The organism is Qipengyuania sp. SS22, assembly GCF_025736935.1.
Lineage (GTDB): Bacteria > Pseudomonadota > Alphaproteobacteria > Sphingomonadales > Sphingomonadaceae > Qipengyuania.
Window position 1 is genome coordinate 629,026 of record NZ_CP107048.1, and the last position, 17,128, is coordinate 646,153.

The 17,128-nt window shown below is 63.7% G+C and carries 15 protein-coding genes; 13 read left to right on the top strand and 2 right to left on the bottom strand.

Features of this window, described 5'->3' with window-relative positions:
* Positions 1–20: 20 nt before the first annotated feature.
* Both N6L26_RS03120 and N6L26_RS03125 read left to right on the top strand, forming a co-directional pair.
* Entirely contained in the window at positions 21–2,093 is a 2,073-nt protein-coding gene (locus N6L26_RS03120) for an NAD(+) synthase (protein ID WP_263607241.1), read from the top strand.
* A gap of 2 nt (positions 2,094–2,095) precedes the next feature.
* On the top strand, positions 2,096–2,983 hold the full coding sequence (locus N6L26_RS03125) for a DMT family transporter (protein WP_263606600.1): 888 nt from the start codon (positions 2,096–2,098) through the stop codon (positions 2,981–2,983).
* On the opposite strand, the gene N6L26_RS03130 is transcribed toward N6L26_RS03125, so the two are convergent.
* Together N6L26_RS03130 and N6L26_RS03135 are read right to left on the bottom strand one after the other, a co-directional pair.
* Positions 2,984–4,066, bottom strand: a complete 1,083-nt coding sequence (locus N6L26_RS03130; protein WP_263606601.1) for a branched-chain amino acid aminotransferase — start codon at positions 4,064–4,066, stop codon at positions 2,984–2,986.
* A 503-nt stretch (positions 4,067–4,569) separates the two neighbouring features.
* Positions 4,570–5,133 carry a hypothetical protein gene (locus N6L26_RS03135; RefSeq protein ID WP_263606602.1) on the bottom strand — a complete coding sequence of 188 codons (564 nt, stop codon included), beginning with the start codon at positions 5,131–5,133 and terminating at the stop codon, positions 4,570–4,572.
* Positions 5,134–5,194: 61 nt separating this feature from the next.
* Here N6L26_RS03135 and N6L26_RS03140 point away from each other — a divergent pair, with 61 nt between their 5' ends.
* The 11 genes from N6L26_RS03140 (at position 5,195) to N6L26_RS03190 (ending at position 17,067) form a co-directional block, all read left to right on the top strand.
* Positions 5,195–5,917, top strand: coding sequence for a TlyA family RNA methyltransferase (locus N6L26_RS03140; RefSeq protein WP_412071339.1), 723 nt, complete (start codon positions 5,195–5,197; stop codon positions 5,915–5,917).
* 54 nt (positions 5,918–5,971) lie between these two features.
* The gene (locus N6L26_RS03145) at positions 5,972–7,504 is read left to right on the top strand and encodes an acyl-CoA carboxylase subunit beta (RefSeq protein ID WP_063511210.1); all 1,533 of its coding nucleotides are present in this window, start codon (positions 5,972–5,974) and stop codon (positions 7,502–7,504) included.
* Positions 7,474–7,773, top strand: a complete 300-nt coding sequence (locus N6L26_RS03150) for a hypothetical protein (RefSeq protein WP_263606604.1) — start codon at positions 7,474–7,476, stop codon at positions 7,771–7,773. The genes N6L26_RS03145 and N6L26_RS03150 overlap by 31 nt, the downstream gene beginning before the upstream one ends.
* Complete coding sequence (gene mce, locus N6L26_RS03155) at positions 7,773–8,222, top strand: methylmalonyl-CoA epimerase (protein WP_263606605.1); 450 nt, start codon at positions 7,773–7,775, stop codon at positions 8,220–8,222. Before N6L26_RS03150 ends, mce begins: the two co-directional genes overlap by 1 nt.
* Before the next feature lie 156 nt (positions 8,223–8,378).
* Positions 8,379–8,990, top strand: a complete 612-nt coding sequence (locus N6L26_RS03160) for a glutathione S-transferase family protein (protein ID WP_263606606.1) — start codon at positions 8,379–8,381, stop codon at positions 8,988–8,990.
* A gap of 93 nt (positions 8,991–9,083) precedes the next feature.
* Positions 9,084–9,869, top strand: coding sequence for an enoyl-CoA hydratase-related protein (locus N6L26_RS03165; RefSeq protein ID WP_263606607.1), 786 nt, complete (start codon positions 9,084–9,086; stop codon positions 9,867–9,869).
* A gap of 174 nt (positions 9,870–10,043) precedes the next feature.
* Positions 10,044–12,203 (top strand): methylmalonyl-CoA mutase, encoded by a 2,160-nt coding sequence (gene scpA / locus N6L26_RS03170; RefSeq protein WP_263606608.1) that lies wholly within the window; start codon positions 10,044–10,046, stop codon positions 12,201–12,203.
* Complete coding sequence (locus N6L26_RS03175) at positions 12,200–12,661, top strand: DMT family transporter (protein WP_263606609.1); 462 nt, start codon at positions 12,200–12,202, stop codon at positions 12,659–12,661. The genes scpA and N6L26_RS03175 overlap by 4 nt, the downstream gene beginning before the upstream one ends.
* Positions 12,658–13,683, top strand: coding sequence for a biotin synthase BioB (gene bioB / locus N6L26_RS03180; RefSeq protein WP_263606610.1), 1,026 nt, complete (start codon positions 12,658–12,660; stop codon positions 13,681–13,683). The genes N6L26_RS03175 and bioB overlap by 4 nt, the downstream gene beginning before the upstream one ends.
* Before the next feature lie 11 nt (positions 13,684–13,694).
* Positions 13,695–14,981 carry an O-acetylhomoserine aminocarboxypropyltransferase gene (locus N6L26_RS03185; RefSeq protein WP_263606611.1) on the top strand — a complete coding sequence of 429 codons (1,287 nt, stop codon included), beginning with the start codon at positions 13,695–13,697 and terminating at the stop codon, positions 14,979–14,981.
* A 19-nt stretch (positions 14,982–15,000) separates the two neighbouring features.
* Positions 15,001–17,067, top strand: coding sequence for an acetyl/propionyl/methylcrotonyl-CoA carboxylase subunit alpha (locus N6L26_RS03190; protein WP_263606612.1), 2,067 nt, complete (start codon positions 15,001–15,003; stop codon positions 17,065–17,067).
* Positions 17,068–17,128 lie beyond the last annotated feature (61 nt).

Sequence of the window (17,128 nt, forward strand, 5' to 3'; positions counted from 1 at the left end):
ATCAGAAAGGTACCGCCCCCATGAGCGGAAGCGCCACGCATCCCTTTTACGACATGCACACGCATGGCTTCGTCCGCCTCGCGACGAGTACGCCCAAGGTGCGCACGGCGGACATCGCCTATAATGCCGAGGGCATTCTCGAGACCGCGCACGAGGCGCATGCGCAGCATGTCGACCTGCTGCTCTACCCTGAACTGGCGCTGTCCTCCTATGCAATCGACGATCTGCATTTACAGGGCGCATTGCTCGATGCGGTCGAAGCGCAGATCGAGGCGATCATCGACGCATCGCGCAAGCTTAGTCCGGTGCTGGTCTTCGGCGCGCCGCTGCGCCGCAATGGCCGAATCTACAACTGTGCGCTGGTCGTTGCGCGGGGCGAGCTGCTTGGCGTGGTGCCCAAGAGCTTCCTGCCCAACTATCGCGAATATTACGAGAAGCGCTGGTTCGCGCATGGCCGTGAATGTGTCGGCCTGATGATCCGCTGTGGTGCCCGAGAAGTACCTTTCGGTACCGATCTGATCTTTGCCGCCAACGATCTGCCGGGGTTCACCTTCGGTATCGAGATATGCGAAGATTTCTGGGCGCCCAATCCGCCCGGTACCATGGCTGCGCTGGCGGGGGCGACGATCCTGCTCAATCTTTCGGCATCGAACATCGTCATCGGCAAGTCGGACGAGCGCCATTTGCTCAGCCGCGCAAGCTCGAGCCGGTCGGTCTGCGCCTACGCCTATTCGGCCAGCGGGCATGGCGAAAGCACCACCGACCTCGCGTGGGACGGTCAGGGGATGATCTACGAGCTGGGCGATCTGATGGCCGAAAGCGTGCGCTTCGATCTCGCGCCCGAACTGTGCGTCACCGATATCGATACGCAGCGCATTCTCTCCGAGCGGATGCGCATGCAGACCTTCAACGATGCCGCCGAGGCCGCCGGACGGCCCGAGGACTGGTACCGGCGGATCGCATTCGAGCGCGCCGCGCCGCGCGCAGACGTCGGTCTCAACCGCCCGATCCGCCGGTTTCCCTTCGTGCCCAATCGCGCCGACAAGCTCGATGAGGATTGCTACGAAGCGTTCAACATCCAGGTCGATGCGCTCATGCGGCGGATCCAGGCAACCCGGCCGAAAAGCCTGACCATCGGTATCTCGGGCGGGCTCGACAGCACGCATGCGCTGATCGTCGCGGCGAAGGCGATGGACCGGCTGGGCCGTCCGCGCAGCGATATCCATGGCTATACTTTGCCCGGCTTCGCCACTTCGGACGATACCAAGTCGAACGCCTGGCGGCTGATGGAAGCGTTCGGCATCACTGCCGAGGAAATCGACATTACGCCCACCGCGCGGCTGATGCTCGAAAACATCGGCCATGCATTTGCCGATGGCGAACCGGTCTATGACACGACTTTCGAAAACGTTCAGGCGGGCTTGCGCACCGATTATCTCTTCCGCCTGGCCGGGCAGAACGGCGGGTGGGTCATCGGCACCGGCGATCTCAGCGAGCTGGCGCTGGGGTGGTGTACCTATGGCGTGGGCGATCACATGAGCCATTATGCGGTCAATTCGGGCGTGCCCAAGACGCTGATCCAGTATCTGATCGGCTGGGCCACGCGGACCGCGCAGTTCGATGCGGGCGTCGACGCCGTGCTGACCGACATCCTCGCCACAGAGATCAGCCCCGAACTGGTTCCGGCAGGCGAAGACGGTGCGATCCAGAGCACCGAGTCGATCATCGGCCCCTACGAACTGAACGACTTTTTCCTTCACCACATCATCCGCTGGGGCCAGAAACCCAGCCATGTCGCCTTCCTCGCATGGCATGCCTGGAAGCAGGCGGACGCCGGGCTGTGGCCGATCGACTTCCCCGAGCAGGCGAAGAACGAATATGATCTCGCCACGATCGCGGAGTGGCTGGAGAAGTTTCTCAAGCGCTTCTTCGGCTTCAGCCAGTTCAAACGCAGCGCGATACCCAACGGGCCCAAGGTCAGCGCGGGCGGCGCGCTGAGCCCGCGGGGCGACTGGCGCGCGCCCAGCGATGCCGTAGCCGACACGTGGATCGCCGAACTTGCCGCAGCGCTCCCGCCGCGGGATGGTGACTGACCATGTCGGCGCGGGCCTTGTTGGTAATGATGATGTGTAACATCGTCTGGGCGCTCAATATCGTGGTCAGCAAAGTGGCGATCGTCGACCTTGCCTCGCCGCCGCTGTTCTATGCGCTGCTGCGCTCGCTTATCGTGGCGATCGTGCTCATCCCGCTGCTGCGGCCGCTGCCTGAAAATCTCGGGCGTGTGTTGCTCATCGGTCTGGCGATCAGCGGAGGATCCTTCGCCCTGCTGTTCATGGGGTTGGTCACGGCCAGTCCCTCGGCTGCCGGGGTCGTCAGCCTGACCGGCGCGCCGATGACGGTGCTGTTCGCGATCCTGTTCCTAGGTGAGCGTATCCGCTGGCGCCGCGGGCTTGGCATCGGCCTCGCATTCGGCGGTGTGCTGTTCGCCATGGCGGGCGAAAACCAGATGGAGACCAGCACCGGCCTGTTGCTGGTATTCATTTCCGCCGTGGTGGGGGCGCTCGGGACGGTCTTCGTCAAGCGGCTCGACCTGTCATCGATCCGGTTGCAGGCTTGGGCGGCGCTTGCCTCGGTAGCGGTGCTGCTGCCGCTGACCGCGGTGATGGAAAGCGGGCAGGTCGCGTCGCTTGCCACCTCACCGTGGAAGCTCGCTGCATGTCTGTTCTTCGCCGCAATCGTCGTGTCGGTCGGCGCGCACACCGCCTATTACCGGATGCTGCGCGAATACGATGCCAATCTGATCGTGCCGTTGACGCTGTTCACGCCGATCCTGACCATCGTCTTCGGTGCGTGGTTGACGGGGGACGCGATCGGCGGGCGGTTGGTCGTCGGCGGCGGCATCGCGCTGGCCGGGGTCGCCATCATCGTGCTGCGGCCGAGCAAAACCTTCACCCGCCGCTTCCTCGTCCGCCCGCGGTTCTGATCAGCCGAGTTTCACTGTCCAGCCGTGGGTATCGGCAACGGCACCCTTCTGGATGCCGACCAGCTTCTCGCGGACCTTGTTGGTCATCTGGCCCGTACCACCGCTACCGATGGTGAATTCGCCGTCGGGGCCAAGCACCGTGCCGACCGCGGTGACCACTGCGGCAGTGCCGCAGGCCATGGTCTCGAGCAGGCGCCCCGTGGTGGCATCCACGCGCCACTGGTCGATGCTGTAAGGCTCCTCGCGCACTTGGAGCCCTTCTTCCCGCAGCAGCTGGATCAGGCTGTCGCGGGTGATGCCAGGCAGGATCGTACCCGTCAGCGGCGGCGTGACCACGCTGCCGTCGTCGAACACGAAAAACAGGTTCATCCCGCCCAGTTCCTCGACCCATTTCTTCTCCACCGCGTCGAGGAAGACGACCTGGTCGCAGCCATTGGCAATGCCTTCGGCCTGCGGGACGAGGCTGGCGGCATAATTCCCGCCCGTCTTGGCCGCGCCGGTGCCGCCCGGGGCGGCGCGGGTGTAATTGCGGCTGACCCAGATCTTCACCGATTGCGCGCCCGCCTTGAAATAGCCGCCGACGGGCGATGCGATCAGGACATATTTGTACTGCCGCGCGGGCCGCACGCCGAGGAAGGCTTCGGAGGCGAACATGAACGGCCGCAGGTAGAGCGCGCCATCGGGAATCGTCGGCACCCAGTCGCGGTCGCGGGTGACCAGCTGGCGGATCGATTCGAGAAACATTTCCTCGGGCAGTTCGGGCATCGCCATCCGCCGCGCGCTTTCATTGAAGCGCCGCGCGTTCTGCTCGGGCCGGAAGAGCGCGAGCGAGCCGTCTTCCTGCTTGTAGGCTTTCATGCCTTCGAAGATTTCCTGCGCGTAATGCAGCACGGCCGCTGCCGGATCGAGGCTGATCGGCTCGCGCGCGCCCAGCGTCGCCTGGTGCCATCCGCCCTTGTCGGCATCGTAGTCGATCACGACCATGTGATCGGTGAACAGCTTGCCGAAACCGGGGTCGAGAAGCGCCTGCTGACGGGTTTCGCCAGGGACGGGGGCGGGGTGGGGAAGGTGCTCGAAATCCATGCTGCGCGGGTAATCGGAAGGCGCGCGCGAGGCAAGGATGAGTGTGGTGGCTTGTGTCGTCGGTAAGAAAGCGGCTGGTGCGGCGAAGGTCGGAAACCGATCCGATCTGATCTGGCACAATGAGAAGGGCAGTCCCACGCCCGTAGGTGGAACTGCCCTTCGCATGGTCAGCGGCGGGAAGTGCCGCTCACGAAGCCTCTAAGGGTTTGGTTTTACCGATAGTGCTCCGCGCGGAAACTTGCCGACCTCTCTGCTGAACCATGAGACATCGGATCACCTCCTTTCGCGCTGTTTAGAGCCAAAGTACCCCGTCTCCGGGGAACAAGACCGCGTTTCGCCGCTGATCTTGTGGACATATTGGAGTCTTCCAGAGGCTTAAAACAAGCCTTGTAAAAAAGTTTTCCCACGTCAGAATTGGTGTTTCTGGCTCGGATCGGTTTCCGGGCCTTTTTTGTGCCTCCTGACCGCGATCATGCCGGAGGCGGCCGGTCGCGCGACTCCGGTCAGCGGCAATCCTCGATCACGCGCGTCACCTCGGCCCAGGGCGGCAGGTAAAGTGTGGATAAGCCCGGCGCTTCCACAGCGAATCGCCCACGCGTTAGCGCCATCGCATCGAGCAGCGGGTCGCGCGCGCTCACATAAGCGATCAAGCGGGGCCGTCCCGCGCTGTCGGGGGTGAAAGCGCGGGCGGGCAGCGTGCGCTCGGCGGTTTCCGTACGGATGATCATCTGTCCATTGCCGCCTGACGCGGCATTGCGCACCAGCCCGACCTGCCGGTCGGCGGTGAGGCACAGCAGCGAGAAGACCGACGTACCGCGGCCATCGACGAATTGCGCGACCGCATTCTCTCCACTGTCCGAGTAGGTCCAGTTGCCTGCCGTCTGCGGACGGTCGATCCAGTTCTCTGCCGGGGCGGGCGCGGGCATCGGGGGCGGCGCTGCCGGGGTAGTCGCAACCGGCGTCGGTGCAGGCTCGGGCGCGGGCGTCGGCTGCGGAGCGGGCACGCAGGCCGCGATGGTGAAGCTCAGCGCTAGCGCGCCACCCAGATGCAAATAGATCGGTTTCATGCCTGCACAATGATCGCTAACGCGCAAGTTTCCAATGCCGAAAAAGATGCGCCTCGATCAGATGCTGGTAGACCGCGGGCTCGTGGAGAGCCGCACGCGCGCGCAGGCGCTGGTCATGGCCGGGTTGGTTTTCACCGGCGAACAGAAATTGGCGAAGCCGGGGCAGCAGCTTGCCCATGATGTCCCGCTCGACGTGCGCGGGCGCGATCATCCCTGGGTTTCGCGCGGCGGGATCAAGCTGGCGCACGCGATCGAACAGTTCGGTCTCGATCCCAAGGGTGTCACTGCAATGGACATCGGGAGTTCGACCGGCGGCTTCACCGACGTGCTGTTGCAGGGCGGGGCGGAGCATGTCTTCGCAGTCGACAGCGGGACCAACCAGCTGGCGTGGAAGCTGCGGCAGGACGAACGCGTCACCGTGCTCGAACAGACCAGCGCACGCATCCTCACACCCGAAATGATCGACCGGGCGTGCGACTGGGTGGTGTGCGATGCCAGCTTTATCGGGCTGGCCAAGGTGCTCGACCGTCCGCTCCAGCTTGCGGCGCCGCACTGCCGCTTGGTCGCATTGATCAAGCCGCAATTCGAGGTCGGACGCGAGGAAGTGGGCAAGAAGGGCGTAGTCAGCGATCCCGCGCTGCACCGGCGGGTCTGCGACGAAATGCGCGAGTGGGTCGAGGGACTGGGCTTCGCGGTGCAAGGCATCGTGGAAAGCCCGATCACAGGCCCCGAAGGCAATGTCGAATTCCTGATCAGCGCCGAAAGAACCCCGCCGCGCGATTGACCTTGCGCCTCGCTTGCCACTAGTCGCTCATGCAAACCTATTCACGGAGAGAGCATGTCCGCCAATATCGCCGAAATGGAACGCCGCCGCGATGCCGCCAAGATGGGCGGCGGGCAGAAGCGGATCGACGCACAGCATGCCAAGGGCAAGCTGACCGCGCGCGAACGGCTCGATATCCTGCTGGACGAAGGCAGCTTCGAGGAACTCGACACCTATGTCGAGCATGACTGCGTCGACTTCGGTATGCAGGACCAGAAGATCCCCGGCGACGGCGTGGTCACCGGGTCGGGCACGATCAACGGCCGGCTGGTCTATGTCTTCAGCCAGGATTTCACCGTCTTCGGCGGCTCGCTATCGAAGCGCCATGCGGAGAAGATCTGCAAGGTGATGGACACCGCGATGAAGGTCGGGGCGCCGGTCATCGGCCTCAACGACAGCGGCGGCGCGCGCATCCAGGAAGGCGTCGCCAGCCTCGGCGGCTATGCCGAGGTGTTCCAGCGCAACGTGCTCGCCAGCGGCGTGGTGCCGCAGATCAGCCTGATCATGGGGCCGTGCGCGGGCGGGGCGGTCTACAGCCCGGCGATGACCGACTTCATCTTCATGGTCGAAGACAGCAGCTACATGTTCGTCACCGGCCCCGATGTCGTGAAAACGGTGACCAATGAGGTCGTCACGCAGGAGGAACTGGGCGGCGCGAAGACGCATACGACCAAGACCAGCGTGGCGGACAACAGCTTCGAGAACGATATCGAGACGCTGCTCGCGACGCGCGATTTCTTCGATTACCTGCCGCTGTCGAACCGCGAGGATGTGCCCGAGCGCCCGACGAGCGATGCCTGGGACCGCGAGGAGCCGAGCCTCGACACGCTGATCCCCGACAACGCCAACCAGCCCTACGACATGCACGAAGTCATCCGTAAGACGCTGGACGAAGGCGATTTCTTCGAAGTGCAGCCGGGCCATGCGGCGAACATCATCTGCGGCTTCGGCCGGGTCGAGGGGCGCACGGTGGGCGTGGTTGCAAACCAGCCGATGGTGCTGGCGGGCGTGCTCGACATCAATTCATCGAAGAAGGCCGCGCGGTTCGTGCGCTTCTGCGATGCCTTCGAAATTCCGATCCTGACCTTCGTCGACGTGCCCGGCTTCCTTCCCGGCACCAGCCAAGAGCATAACGGCATCATCAAGCACGGCGCGAAGCTATTGTTCGCCTATGCCGAGGCGACCGTGCCCAAGATCACCGTGATCACCCGCAAGGCCTATGGAGGCGCCTATGACGTGATGGCCTCCAAGCACCTGCGCGGCGACCTCAACTACGCCTGGCCCACCGCCGAGATCGCGGTGATGGGCGCCAAGGGCGCGGTGGAAATCATCTTCCGCCAGGACCGCGACAATCCCGACAAGATCGCCGAGAAGACCAAGGAATACGAAGACCGCTTCGCCAACCCCTTCGTGGCGGCAAGCCGCGGCTATATCGACGAGGTGATCTACCCGCACTCGACCCGCAAGCGGATTGCGCTGGGGCTACGCAAGCTGCGGACCAAGCAGCTCGAGAACCCGTGGAAGAAGCACGACAATATTCCGCTGTGATCCCTGAACTGGAAAAATTGAAACTGCTTCTCTGGGAAGAGTGGGATCCTATCGGGGTCAACGAGACAGACTGTCCGCGGGACGAGTATGATGCCTATGCTCTCAAACTATATACCATGCTGAAGTCCAAGGCGTCCCGCGATGAGGTTCGCAACTACCTCGTTTGGGTGCGAACCGAGTATATGGGTTTAGGGGAGAAGGGCGATCCGCCTTCTAATTCCGACGAAGGGGTCGCAGACTTAGCAATGAAAATTCATGAGGATGCGTAATGAAACTCGGCCGTCTCAATCATATCGGCGTCGCGACGCCTTCGATCGCGGAATCGCTGCGCTATTACCGCGATGTCATGGGCGCGACGCTTACGCATGAGCCCTTCGACCTTGAAGAGCAGGGCGTGAAGGTCTGTTTCGTCGATACGCCCGGGCAGGATGGCACCCACGGCACGCAGATCGAGCTGATCGAGCCGCTGGGCGAGCAGTCCACGCTCACCGGTTTCCTCGCCAAGAACCCCGCCGGAGGGCAGCACCACCTGTGCTACGAGGTCGAGGATATCGAAGAGGCCCGCGCGTGGTTCGAAGGGCTGGGCAAGCGCATTCTCGGCCCCACGCGCATTGGCGCGCATGGTACGCCGATCTTCTTCCTCCACCCCAAGGACATGATGGGCCAGCTGACCGAAATCATGGAAACGCCCAAGGACGACGCGCACTGGTCGAACTAACCGGCGCGGAGGTTGGAATGGCGCCCCACCAACCTTTTTCGTCACCCCCGCGCAGGCGGGGGTCCAGCTGACCTTGCGAGTTTGAGCGACCGTTGTCTGGATCCCCGCCTGCGCGGGGATGACGGGAACAGGCAGCGGAAAATGAGAGGAACTTCGATGCTTTTCTACGACAGTCCCAACCCGGCGCCCAATCCGCGCCGCGTGCGTATCTTTGCCGCCGAGAAGGGCATCGAGCTGCCGAGTAAGGAAGTGTCGATCCCCAAGCGCGAGCAGAAGGCGGAGGACTTCGTCGCCAAGAACCCGCGCGGGCAGACGCCGATCCTCGAGCTCGACGACGGCACGGTGATCGCCGAAAGCGTCGCGATCATGCGCTATCTCGAGGCCGAGCATCCCGAGCCGCCGCTGTTCGGCACCACCGCGCGCGAAATCGCGGAAATTGAGATGTGGTGCCGCCGGGCCGAGATGATCCTCATGCCGCCGGTCGGCGCCGTGTGGGTGCATACGCATCCCTTCACAGCAGCCCTGCCGGGGCGCAATGCGGAGTGGGGCGAGGCCAACCGGCCGCGCGTGGCCGAAGCGATGCGCTTCTTCGACGAATCGCTGGAGGGGCGCGATTACCTTGCTGACGAGACATTTACCGCGGCGGATATCCTGCTGCTGACGACTGTCGACTTCGCCAAGTTCGTCGGGCTCGCAATGCCCGGGGAATGTTCGGCGCTTGCCGCATGGCATGATCGCGTGTCGGCACGGCCCAGCGCGGCCGCCTGAACCTCCGCTACGCAAGGCTCTTGCACGCAGGCGTCATCGCAGCCAAGGTCGGTTGCGAAACGAAACGAAACAATCGCACCTTGGGAGAGACGCGTGAGCTACGAAACCATCGTCGTCGAGAAAGACGGCCCGCTGACCACCATCACGCTCAACCGGCCCGACCGGTTGAATGCAATGGCGCCGCAGATGGCGGACGAAATCGGCGCGGCTTTCTACGATCTGGGCGACAGTCGCGCAGTGCTGATCACCGGCGCGGGCAAGGGTTTCTGCTCGGGCGCCGATCTCGCCGCGCGGGGCGAGGGCAGCGCGCTGCAGAACAAGGGCGGCAGCCACCGCGCTCTGCAGAACCATTATAACCCGGCGATCAACCAAGTGCTGCGCGCGCCGGTGCCCGTGATCTGCGCGGTGAATGGCCCCGCTGCGGGCGTCGGCTGCAGCCTCGCGCTGGCGGGCGACTTCGTGCTGGCGGGCAAGAGCGCCTATTTCCTCCAGGCCTTCGTCAATATCGGTCTCGTCCCCGATGGCGGGTCGACCTGGCTGCTCAGCCGCGCGATCGGCCGCGCCCGCGCGACGCGGATGATGATGCTGGGCGAGAAGATCGGGGCGAACCAGGCCGAGGATTGGGGCCTGATCTACAAGGCCTGCGATGACGATGCGCTGATCGGCGAAGCCCGGGCGCTGGCGCACAAGCTCGCCAATGGTCCGACGCTGGCCTACGCCACGATGAAGAAGAACATCGCCACCGCGATGGACGGCACCATCACCGAAGTGCTGCTGGCCGAAGCCGAGGGGCAGCGGCTGGCAGGCGCCAGCAAGGATGCGATGGAAGGCGGCATGGCCTTCCTCCAGAAGCGCAAGCCGGACTTCAAGGGCGAATAGCGCCTCCCCGCAAAAAGCTCATCGCCATTCCCGCGAAGGCGGTAATCCATCTATCTTGGCTATCGATAGCAACGTTATCTGGACCCCCGCCTGCGCGGGGGTGACGGGGGAGGAGGGTGGTTTGCACCGCGCCCGCCCTTTTCCTGTGCATACGATTGTGGTTTAGGACCGTGCATGACCGACAAGCCGACTTATGACGACTGGAAGCCTCTCGCCGACAAGGAAGTGAAGGGGCGCGATCTCACCTGGCACACGCCCGAAGGGATCGCGGTAAAGCCGCTGTATACCTCCGAGGATACCGCCGCGCTGGTTGATCCCGGGGTGCCGGGGATCGCGCCGTTCACGCGCGGGCCCTATGCCTCGATGTACACTGGGCGCCCGTGGACGATCCGCCAATATGCCGGCTTCTCCACCGCCGAGGAATCGAACGCCTTCTATCGCCGCAATCTCGCGGCGGGGCAGAAAGGGCTGTCGGTCGCTTTCGATCTCGCCACGCACCGGGGCTATGACAGCGATCACCCGCGCGTGGTCGGCGATGTCGGTAAGGCGGGTGTCGCGATCGACACCGTGCGCGACATGGAAATCCTGTTCGACCAGATTCCGCTCGACACGATGAGCGTGTCGATGACGATGAACGGCGCGGTCATCCCCGTGCTGGCTTTCTACATCGTTGCGGCGGAACGGCAGGGCGTGAGCCAGGACAAGCTGTCGGGGACCATCCAGAACGACATCCTCAAGGAGTTCATGGTCCGCAACACCTATATCTATCCCCCCGAACCGAGCATGCGGATCGTTTCGGACATCATCGCATATACTTCGGCCAACATGCCGAAATTCAACAGCATTTCGATTTCCGGCTATCACATGCACGAAGCCGGGGCGACGGCGGTGCAGGAACTGGCCTTCACCATCGCCGACGGCAAGGAATACGCCAAGCGCGCGATGGAAGCGGGGCTCGATATCGATGCCTTCGCGCCGCGCCTGTCCTTCTTCTGGGGCATTGGCATGAACTTCTTCATGGAGATCGCCAAGATGCGCGCCGCGCGCGCGCTGTGGCACGATGTCATGGAAGGGCTGGGGGCGCAGAACCCCAAGTCGAAGATGCTGCGCACCCACTGCCAGACCAGCGGTGTGAGCTTGCAGGAGCAGGACCCCTACAACAACGTCATCCGCACGACGGTGGAAGCGATGGCGGCGGTGCTGGGCGGTACGCAGTCGCTGCACACCAATGCGCTGGACGAGGCAATTGCGTTGCCGACCGATTTCAGCGCCCGCATCGCGCGCAACACGCAGCTGGTGATCCAGGAGGAAACCGGCATCACCAATGTCGCCGATCCGCTGGGCGGCAGCTATTACATCGAGAGCCTCACCGCCGCGCTGGTCGAGCAGGCCAAGGCCATGCTCGACGAGGTCGAGGCGGCCGGCGGGATGACCGAATATGTCGCCAGCGGTAAGCCGAAGGCGGCAATCGAAAGCGCCGCCGCGGCCAAGCAGGCGAGCGTCGACCGCGGAGAAACCGTCATCGTCGGCGTCAACAAGTATCGCCGCGAGACCGAAGACGAGATCGACACGCTCGATATCGACAACCACGCGGTACGGCAGAGCCAGATCGCGCGATTGCAGGAAGTCCGCGCCAAACGCGATGAATTCGCCTGCAAGGCCGCGCTGGATACGCTGGCGCGCGGCGCGGCGCAGCGCGAGGGCAATTTGCTCGCGCTCGCGGTCGAAGCCGCACGGCACGATGCGACGCTGGGCGAGATCAGTCAGGCGATGGAAGATGCCTATGGCCGCTACGATACGCTGCCGATCCCGGTGCGCGGCATCTATTCGAAGGCTTATGCCGAGGATGATCGCTACCGGCAGGTGGTCGAAGGCGTGAAGGCAGTCGAACGCCGTCTGGGCCGCGCGCCCCGGCTGATGGTCGCGAAGATGGGCCAGGACGGCCACGACCGCGGCGCCAATGTGATCGCCAGCGCCTTTGGCGACATGGGCTTCGAGGTCGTTTCGGGCCCGCTGTTCCAGACACCGGCGGAAACGCGCGACATGGCGCTGGAGAAGGACGTCGACGCCATCGGCGCAAGCAGCCTTGCGGCAGGTCACAAGACGCTGATCCCCGAGCTGATCGGGCACCTGCGCGATGCCGACCGCGCCGACATCAAGGTGATCGCGGGCGGCGTGATCCCGCAGAAGGATTACGACTTCCTGCGCGATGCCGGGGTGCAGGGCATTTACGGTCCGGGCAGCAATGTCGTGGAATGCGCCGCCGACGTGCTGCGCCTGCTGGGGCACAACATGCCTCCCGCGGGTGAGGATCTGGACGAGGCCGCGGAGTGAGCGCATCCTCGTCCCATGCCTTCTTTCCGATTGCCGCAATGATGTTCGCGGCCGGGCTGGGCATTCCGGTTTTTGCGGCGCTTAACGCTGCGCTCGGCCAACAGCTCGGCGGGCCGGTGGCCGCAACTGCGGTTACCTTCGCAATCGGTTTTGTCATTGCGACCGCAATGCTGGCGTTCACCGGGTTTCCCGCCGCCAGCACCTTCACTTTCGAACGGCCCTGGTTGTGGATCGGCGCCGTCGTGATGCTGTTCTACGCTACTTCGGTAGCCTATTCCGCGCCCCGGATCGGGCTTGGCAATGCGATTTTCTTCGTGCTGCTGGGCCAGATCGTCGCTGCGGCAATTATCGACCATTTCGGCCTGCTTGGCTCCATCCAGAGCGCGATTACTCCCAAGCGCGCGCTCGGCTTGGCGGTCATGGCATTCGGCCTTTATCTTGCCAGGAGGCCCGTATGACCCAAATCCGCACCGACTGGACCCGCGAGGAAATCGCGCAGTTGTTCAACCTTCCCTTTACCGAGCTGCTCTTCCGTGCGGCCTCGGTGCATCGCGAATTCCACCCGGCGGATCAGGTGCAGCTGTGCACGCTGCTGTCGATCAAGACCGGCGGGTGTCCCGAGGATTGCGGCTACTGCTCGCAAAGCGTGAAGGCCGATAGCGGGGTCGAGGCGACCAAGCTGATGGATGTCCGCGCCGTGCTGCAATCTGCGGCGCAGGCCAAGGATGCGGGCAGCCAGCGGTTCTGCATGGGCGCCGCCTGGCGCAACCCCAAGGACCGCGACATGCCCGCGATCGTCGAGATCGTGAAAGGCGTGCGCGCGATGGGGCTGGAAACTTGCATGACGCTGGGCATGCTGACGCCGAAACAGGCGGATATGCTCAAGGAAGCGGGCCTCGATTATTACAACCATAATGTCGACACCGGTCCGGAATATTACGAGCGGGTGATCTCCAGCCGCAAATACGAAGACCGGCTCGATACGCTGCAGAACGTCCGCGATGCGGGGATCAACGTGTGCAGCGGCGGGATCGTCGGCATGGGCGAAACGCGCGACGACCGGGTGGGCTTCGTCCACACGCTCGCCACGCTCGAACGTCATCCCGAAAGCGTGCCGGTCAACGCGCTGGTGCCGGTCAAGGGCACCGTGCTGGGCGACATGCTGGCAGATACGCCGCTCGCCAAGATCGACGATATCGAATTCGTCCGCACCGTGGCGGTCGCGCGCATCTGCATGCCGATGAGCATGGTGCGCCTGTCCGCAGGTCGCGAGAGCATGAGCGAGGCGACGCAGGCGCTGTGCTTCATGGCGGGCGCGAACTCGATCTTCACCGGTGACAAGCTGCTCACCGCACCCAATGCGGGCGACGACACCGACGCGGCGCTGTTCGCCAAGCTCGGGTTGACGGCGCTCGCGCAGGAAGAACCGATGCGGGCGTGCAAGGCGGCGGCGCCTGCCGAAGTCGAACCGGCCGAATAAGGGGAAGTCCGATGTCCGAACAGAAGCTGGAAACGCTTACGATCCACGCGGGTCAGCAGCCCGATCCGACGACCAAGGCGCGGATCACGCCGATCTACCAGACGGCAAGCTATGTCTTCGACGATCCCGATCATGCCGCGCGGCTTTTTAGCCTGCAGGAATTCGGCAACATCTACACGCGGATCATGAACCCCACCAATGATGCGCTGGAGAAGAAGATCACCGCGCTCGAGGGCGGGGTCGGGGCGCTGGGTGTCGCGTCGGGGCATGCTGCGCAGCTGATCGCCTTCCACACGCTGATGGAACCGGGCTGCAACATCGTCGCGGCGAAACGGCTGTATGGCGGTTCGCTCAACCAGCTGGGCGAAAGCTTCCGCAAGTTCGGCTGGGAAACACGCTTCGTCGATGCCGACGATGCGGCCAATATCGAAGCGGCGATTGACGACAAGACGCGCTGCGTCTTCATCGAAAGCCTCGCCAATCCCGGCGGCGTCGTCAGCGATATCGCCGCAATCGCCAAGGTCGCGCACGAGGCGGGCGTCCCGCTGATGGTCGACAACACGCTGGCTTCGCCCGTGCTGTGCCGGCCGTTCGAGCATGGTGCGGATATCGTGGTTCACTCCTGCACCAAGTTCCTGAACGGCCACGGCAATGCAATCGGCGGATTGATCGTTGATTCGGGCAAGTTCGACTGGAAGGCGAGCGACAAGTTCTCCAGCCTGACTGCGCCCAACGGATCCTATCACGGTGCGGTGCTGGTCGATGCGCTCGAACCCATCGGGCCGATCGCCTTCATCACCGCTTGCCGGGTGCTCGGCCTGCGCGATCTCGGCCCGGCGATGGCACCGATGAATGCCTTTCTCGCGCTGACCGGAATGGAGACGCTGGCTCTGCGGATGGATCGCCACTGCACCAACGCGCTGGCGGTGGCGCAATGGCTGCAGGCGCACCCCAAGGTCGACTGGGTGTCCTATGCAGGCCTTGAAGGCGACCACTACAAGCCGCTCGCCGATCGCTATCTCGGCGGCCGGGGCGGGGCCGTCTTCACCTTCGGGCTCAAAGGTGGATTCGAAGCGGGCAAGCAGCTGGTCTCCAATGTCGCAATGTTCAGCCATCTCGCCAATATCGGCGATACCCGCAGCCTGATCATCCATCCGGCATCGACCACGCACAGCCAGCTGGCGGCCGATGAACTGGTGGCCGCGGGTGCGGGGCCCGACGTGGTTCGCCTTTCAGTCGGGATCGAGCATCTCGACGACATCATTGCCGACCTCGAACAGGCACTGGCCCAGATTTAAGCGCACGGGAAAACCGATAATGTTCAAGAAGATCCTCATCGCCAACCGCGGCGAAATCGCCTGTCGGGTGATCAAGACCGCCAAGCGGATGGGTATCGCCACTGTGGCGGTCTATTCGGACGCCGATGCGCGTGCGCCCTTTGTGCGCATGGCGGACGAGGCCGTGCACATCGGTCCGGCGCAAGCATCGGAAAGCTATCTGATCGCGGAAAAGATCATCGCCGCGGCCAAGCAGACCGGTGCCGAGGCGGTTCATCCCGGCTATGGCTTCCTCTCCGAACGCGCCAGTTTCGTCGAGGCGCTGGCGAAAGAGAATATCGCGTTCATCGGCCCGCCGGTTAACGCCATCGCCGCCATGGGCGACAAGATCGAAAGTAAGAAGCTTGCGATGGAAGCGGGCGTCAACGTCGTCCCCGGCTTCGTCGGAGAGATCGAGGATACCGAACATGCGGTGCGGATTTCCGAGGAGATCGGCTATCCGGTGATGATGAAGGCCAGCGCGGGCGGCGGCGGCAAGGGCATGCGGCTCGCCTATTCCGAACAGGACGTGCGCGAAGGCTTCGAGGCGACCAAGCGCGAAGGCCTCAACAGCTTCGGCGACGACCGCGTGTTCATCGAGAAGTTCATCCTCAACCCGCGCCACATCGAGATCCAGATCCTCGGCGACAAGCACGGCAACGTGATCTATCTCAACGAGCGCGAATGCAGCATCCAGCGCCGCCACCAGAAGGTGGTCGAAGAGGCTCCGTCGCCCTTCGTGACGCCGAAGATGCGCAAGGCGATGGGCGAGCAATGCGTCGCGCTCTCGCAGGCAGTGGGCTATCACAGCGCGGGCACGGTCGAACTGATCGTCAGCGGCGCCGACGAGACCGGCGAGAGTTTCTATTTCCTCGAGATGAATACCCGTCTGCAGGTCGAACATCCGGTGACCGAGGCGATCACCGGCGTTGACCTTGTCGAGCAGATGATCCGTGTCGCAGCGGGTGAAAAGCTGGCGATGACGCAGGATGACGTGACCATCGACGGCTGGGCGATCGAGAACCGCGTCTATGCCGAAGATCCCTATCGCGGGTTCCTTCCTTCCACTGGCCGACTGGTCAGGTACCAGCCCCCGGTCGAACCATGGACCGACGACGGCGCTGTCAATGGCCGCCGCGGCGTGGACGGCATCCGCGTCGACGACGGCGTGTTCGAAGGCGGCGAAGTGTCGATGTTCTACGACCCCATGATCGCCAAGCTGGTGACCTGGGGCGAAACGCGTGATGAGGCCGCCGACCTTCAGGTGGCGGCGCTCGATGCCTTCCGGATCGAGGGGCTGGGCCACAATGTCGATTTTCTCAGCGCGATCATGCAGCATCCGCGCTTCCGCTCGGGCGAACTGACCACGGGCTTCATTGCCGAGGAATATCCCGACGGGTTTGTCGGCGCGCCTGCGTCCGTCCAGCTGACCAGGGTCCTGGCCGCGGTTGGGGGCGTGATTGCCACCGCCGATGCCGATCGTGCGCGGCGCATCGAAGGCCAGCTTTCCGATGATCTTTACGCTCCGGGCGACTGGACCGTGCGGATCGGCGAGCGCGAGGAAGGATCGACATCGCACGAGGTGCGGCTCGAAGAAAACGCGCTCACCGTCGATGGCGAGCCGGTCACGATCGAGATGCAATACACGCCGGGCGAACCGATGGTCGATGTCGTGCTGTTCGAAAACGGCGCGGATGAGGATGCCGACCCGGTCGAGGCTTATACGGCCCAGCTCAAATCCACCCGCACTGGCTATGCGGTGACCACGCGCGGCGCGACGCATCATCTGCGCATCCTGCAGACGCGGATAGCCGATCTTGCCGCGCATATGATCGAGAAGACGCCGCCCGACCTGTCCAAGATGCTCATCTGTCCGATGCCCGGCCTGCTGGTGAAACTGCATGTGGGCGAAGGCGAGGAAGTCCATCCTGGTCAGCCACTCGCCACCGTCGAGGCGATGAAGATGGAAAATATCCTGCGCGCCGAAAAGCAAGCCACCGTCGGCAAGATCAACGCCTCCGAGGGTGACAGCCTTGCAGTAGACGAGGTGATTCTCGAGCTCGAATAGAGAGGCGGGACTACCAGTTCGTCACATCCCTACGCAATTTTCTACGCCTCCCGCAGAAGCG

Bases quoted from the DNA above. Each gene is read 5' to 3' on its own strand.
- N6L26_RS03120 (WP_263607241.1), top strand. From the start codon at position 21: ATGAGCGGAAGCGCCACGCATCCCTTTTACGACATGCACACGCATGGC.
- N6L26_RS03125 (WP_263606600.1), top strand. From the start codon at position 2,096: ATGTCGGCGCGGGCCTTGTTGGTAATGATGATGTGTAACATCGTCTGG.
- N6L26_RS03130 (WP_263606601.1), bottom strand. From the start codon at position 4,066: ATGGATTTCGAGCACCTTCCCCACCCCGCCCCCGTCCCTGGCGAAACC.
- N6L26_RS03135 (WP_263606602.1), bottom strand. From the start codon at position 5,133: ATGAAACCGATCTATTTGCATCTGGGTGGCGCGCTAGCGCTGAGCTTC.
- N6L26_RS03140 (WP_412071339.1), top strand. From the start codon at position 5,195: ATGCTGGTAGACCGCGGGCTCGTGGAGAGCCGCACGCGCGCGCAGGCG.
- N6L26_RS03145 (WP_063511210.1), top strand. From the start codon at position 5,972: ATGTCCGCCAATATCGCCGAAATGGAACGCCGCCGCGATGCCGCCAAG.
- mce (WP_263606605.1), top strand. From the start codon at position 7,773: ATGAAACTCGGCCGTCTCAATCATATCGGCGTCGCGACGCCTTCGATC.
- N6L26_RS03160 (WP_263606606.1), top strand. From the start codon at position 8,379: ATGCTTTTCTACGACAGTCCCAACCCGGCGCCCAATCCGCGCCGCGTG.
- scpA (WP_263606608.1), top strand. From the start codon at position 10,044: ATGACCGACAAGCCGACTTATGACGACTGGAAGCCTCTCGCCGACAAG.
- bioB (WP_263606610.1), top strand. From the start codon at position 12,658: ATGACCCAAATCCGCACCGACTGGACCCGCGAGGAAATCGCGCAGTTG.
- N6L26_RS03185 (WP_263606611.1), top strand. From the start codon at position 13,695: ATGTCCGAACAGAAGCTGGAAACGCTTACGATCCACGCGGGTCAGCAG.
- N6L26_RS03190 (WP_263606612.1), top strand. From the start codon at position 15,001: ATGTTCAAGAAGATCCTCATCGCCAACCGCGGCGAAATCGCCTGTCGG.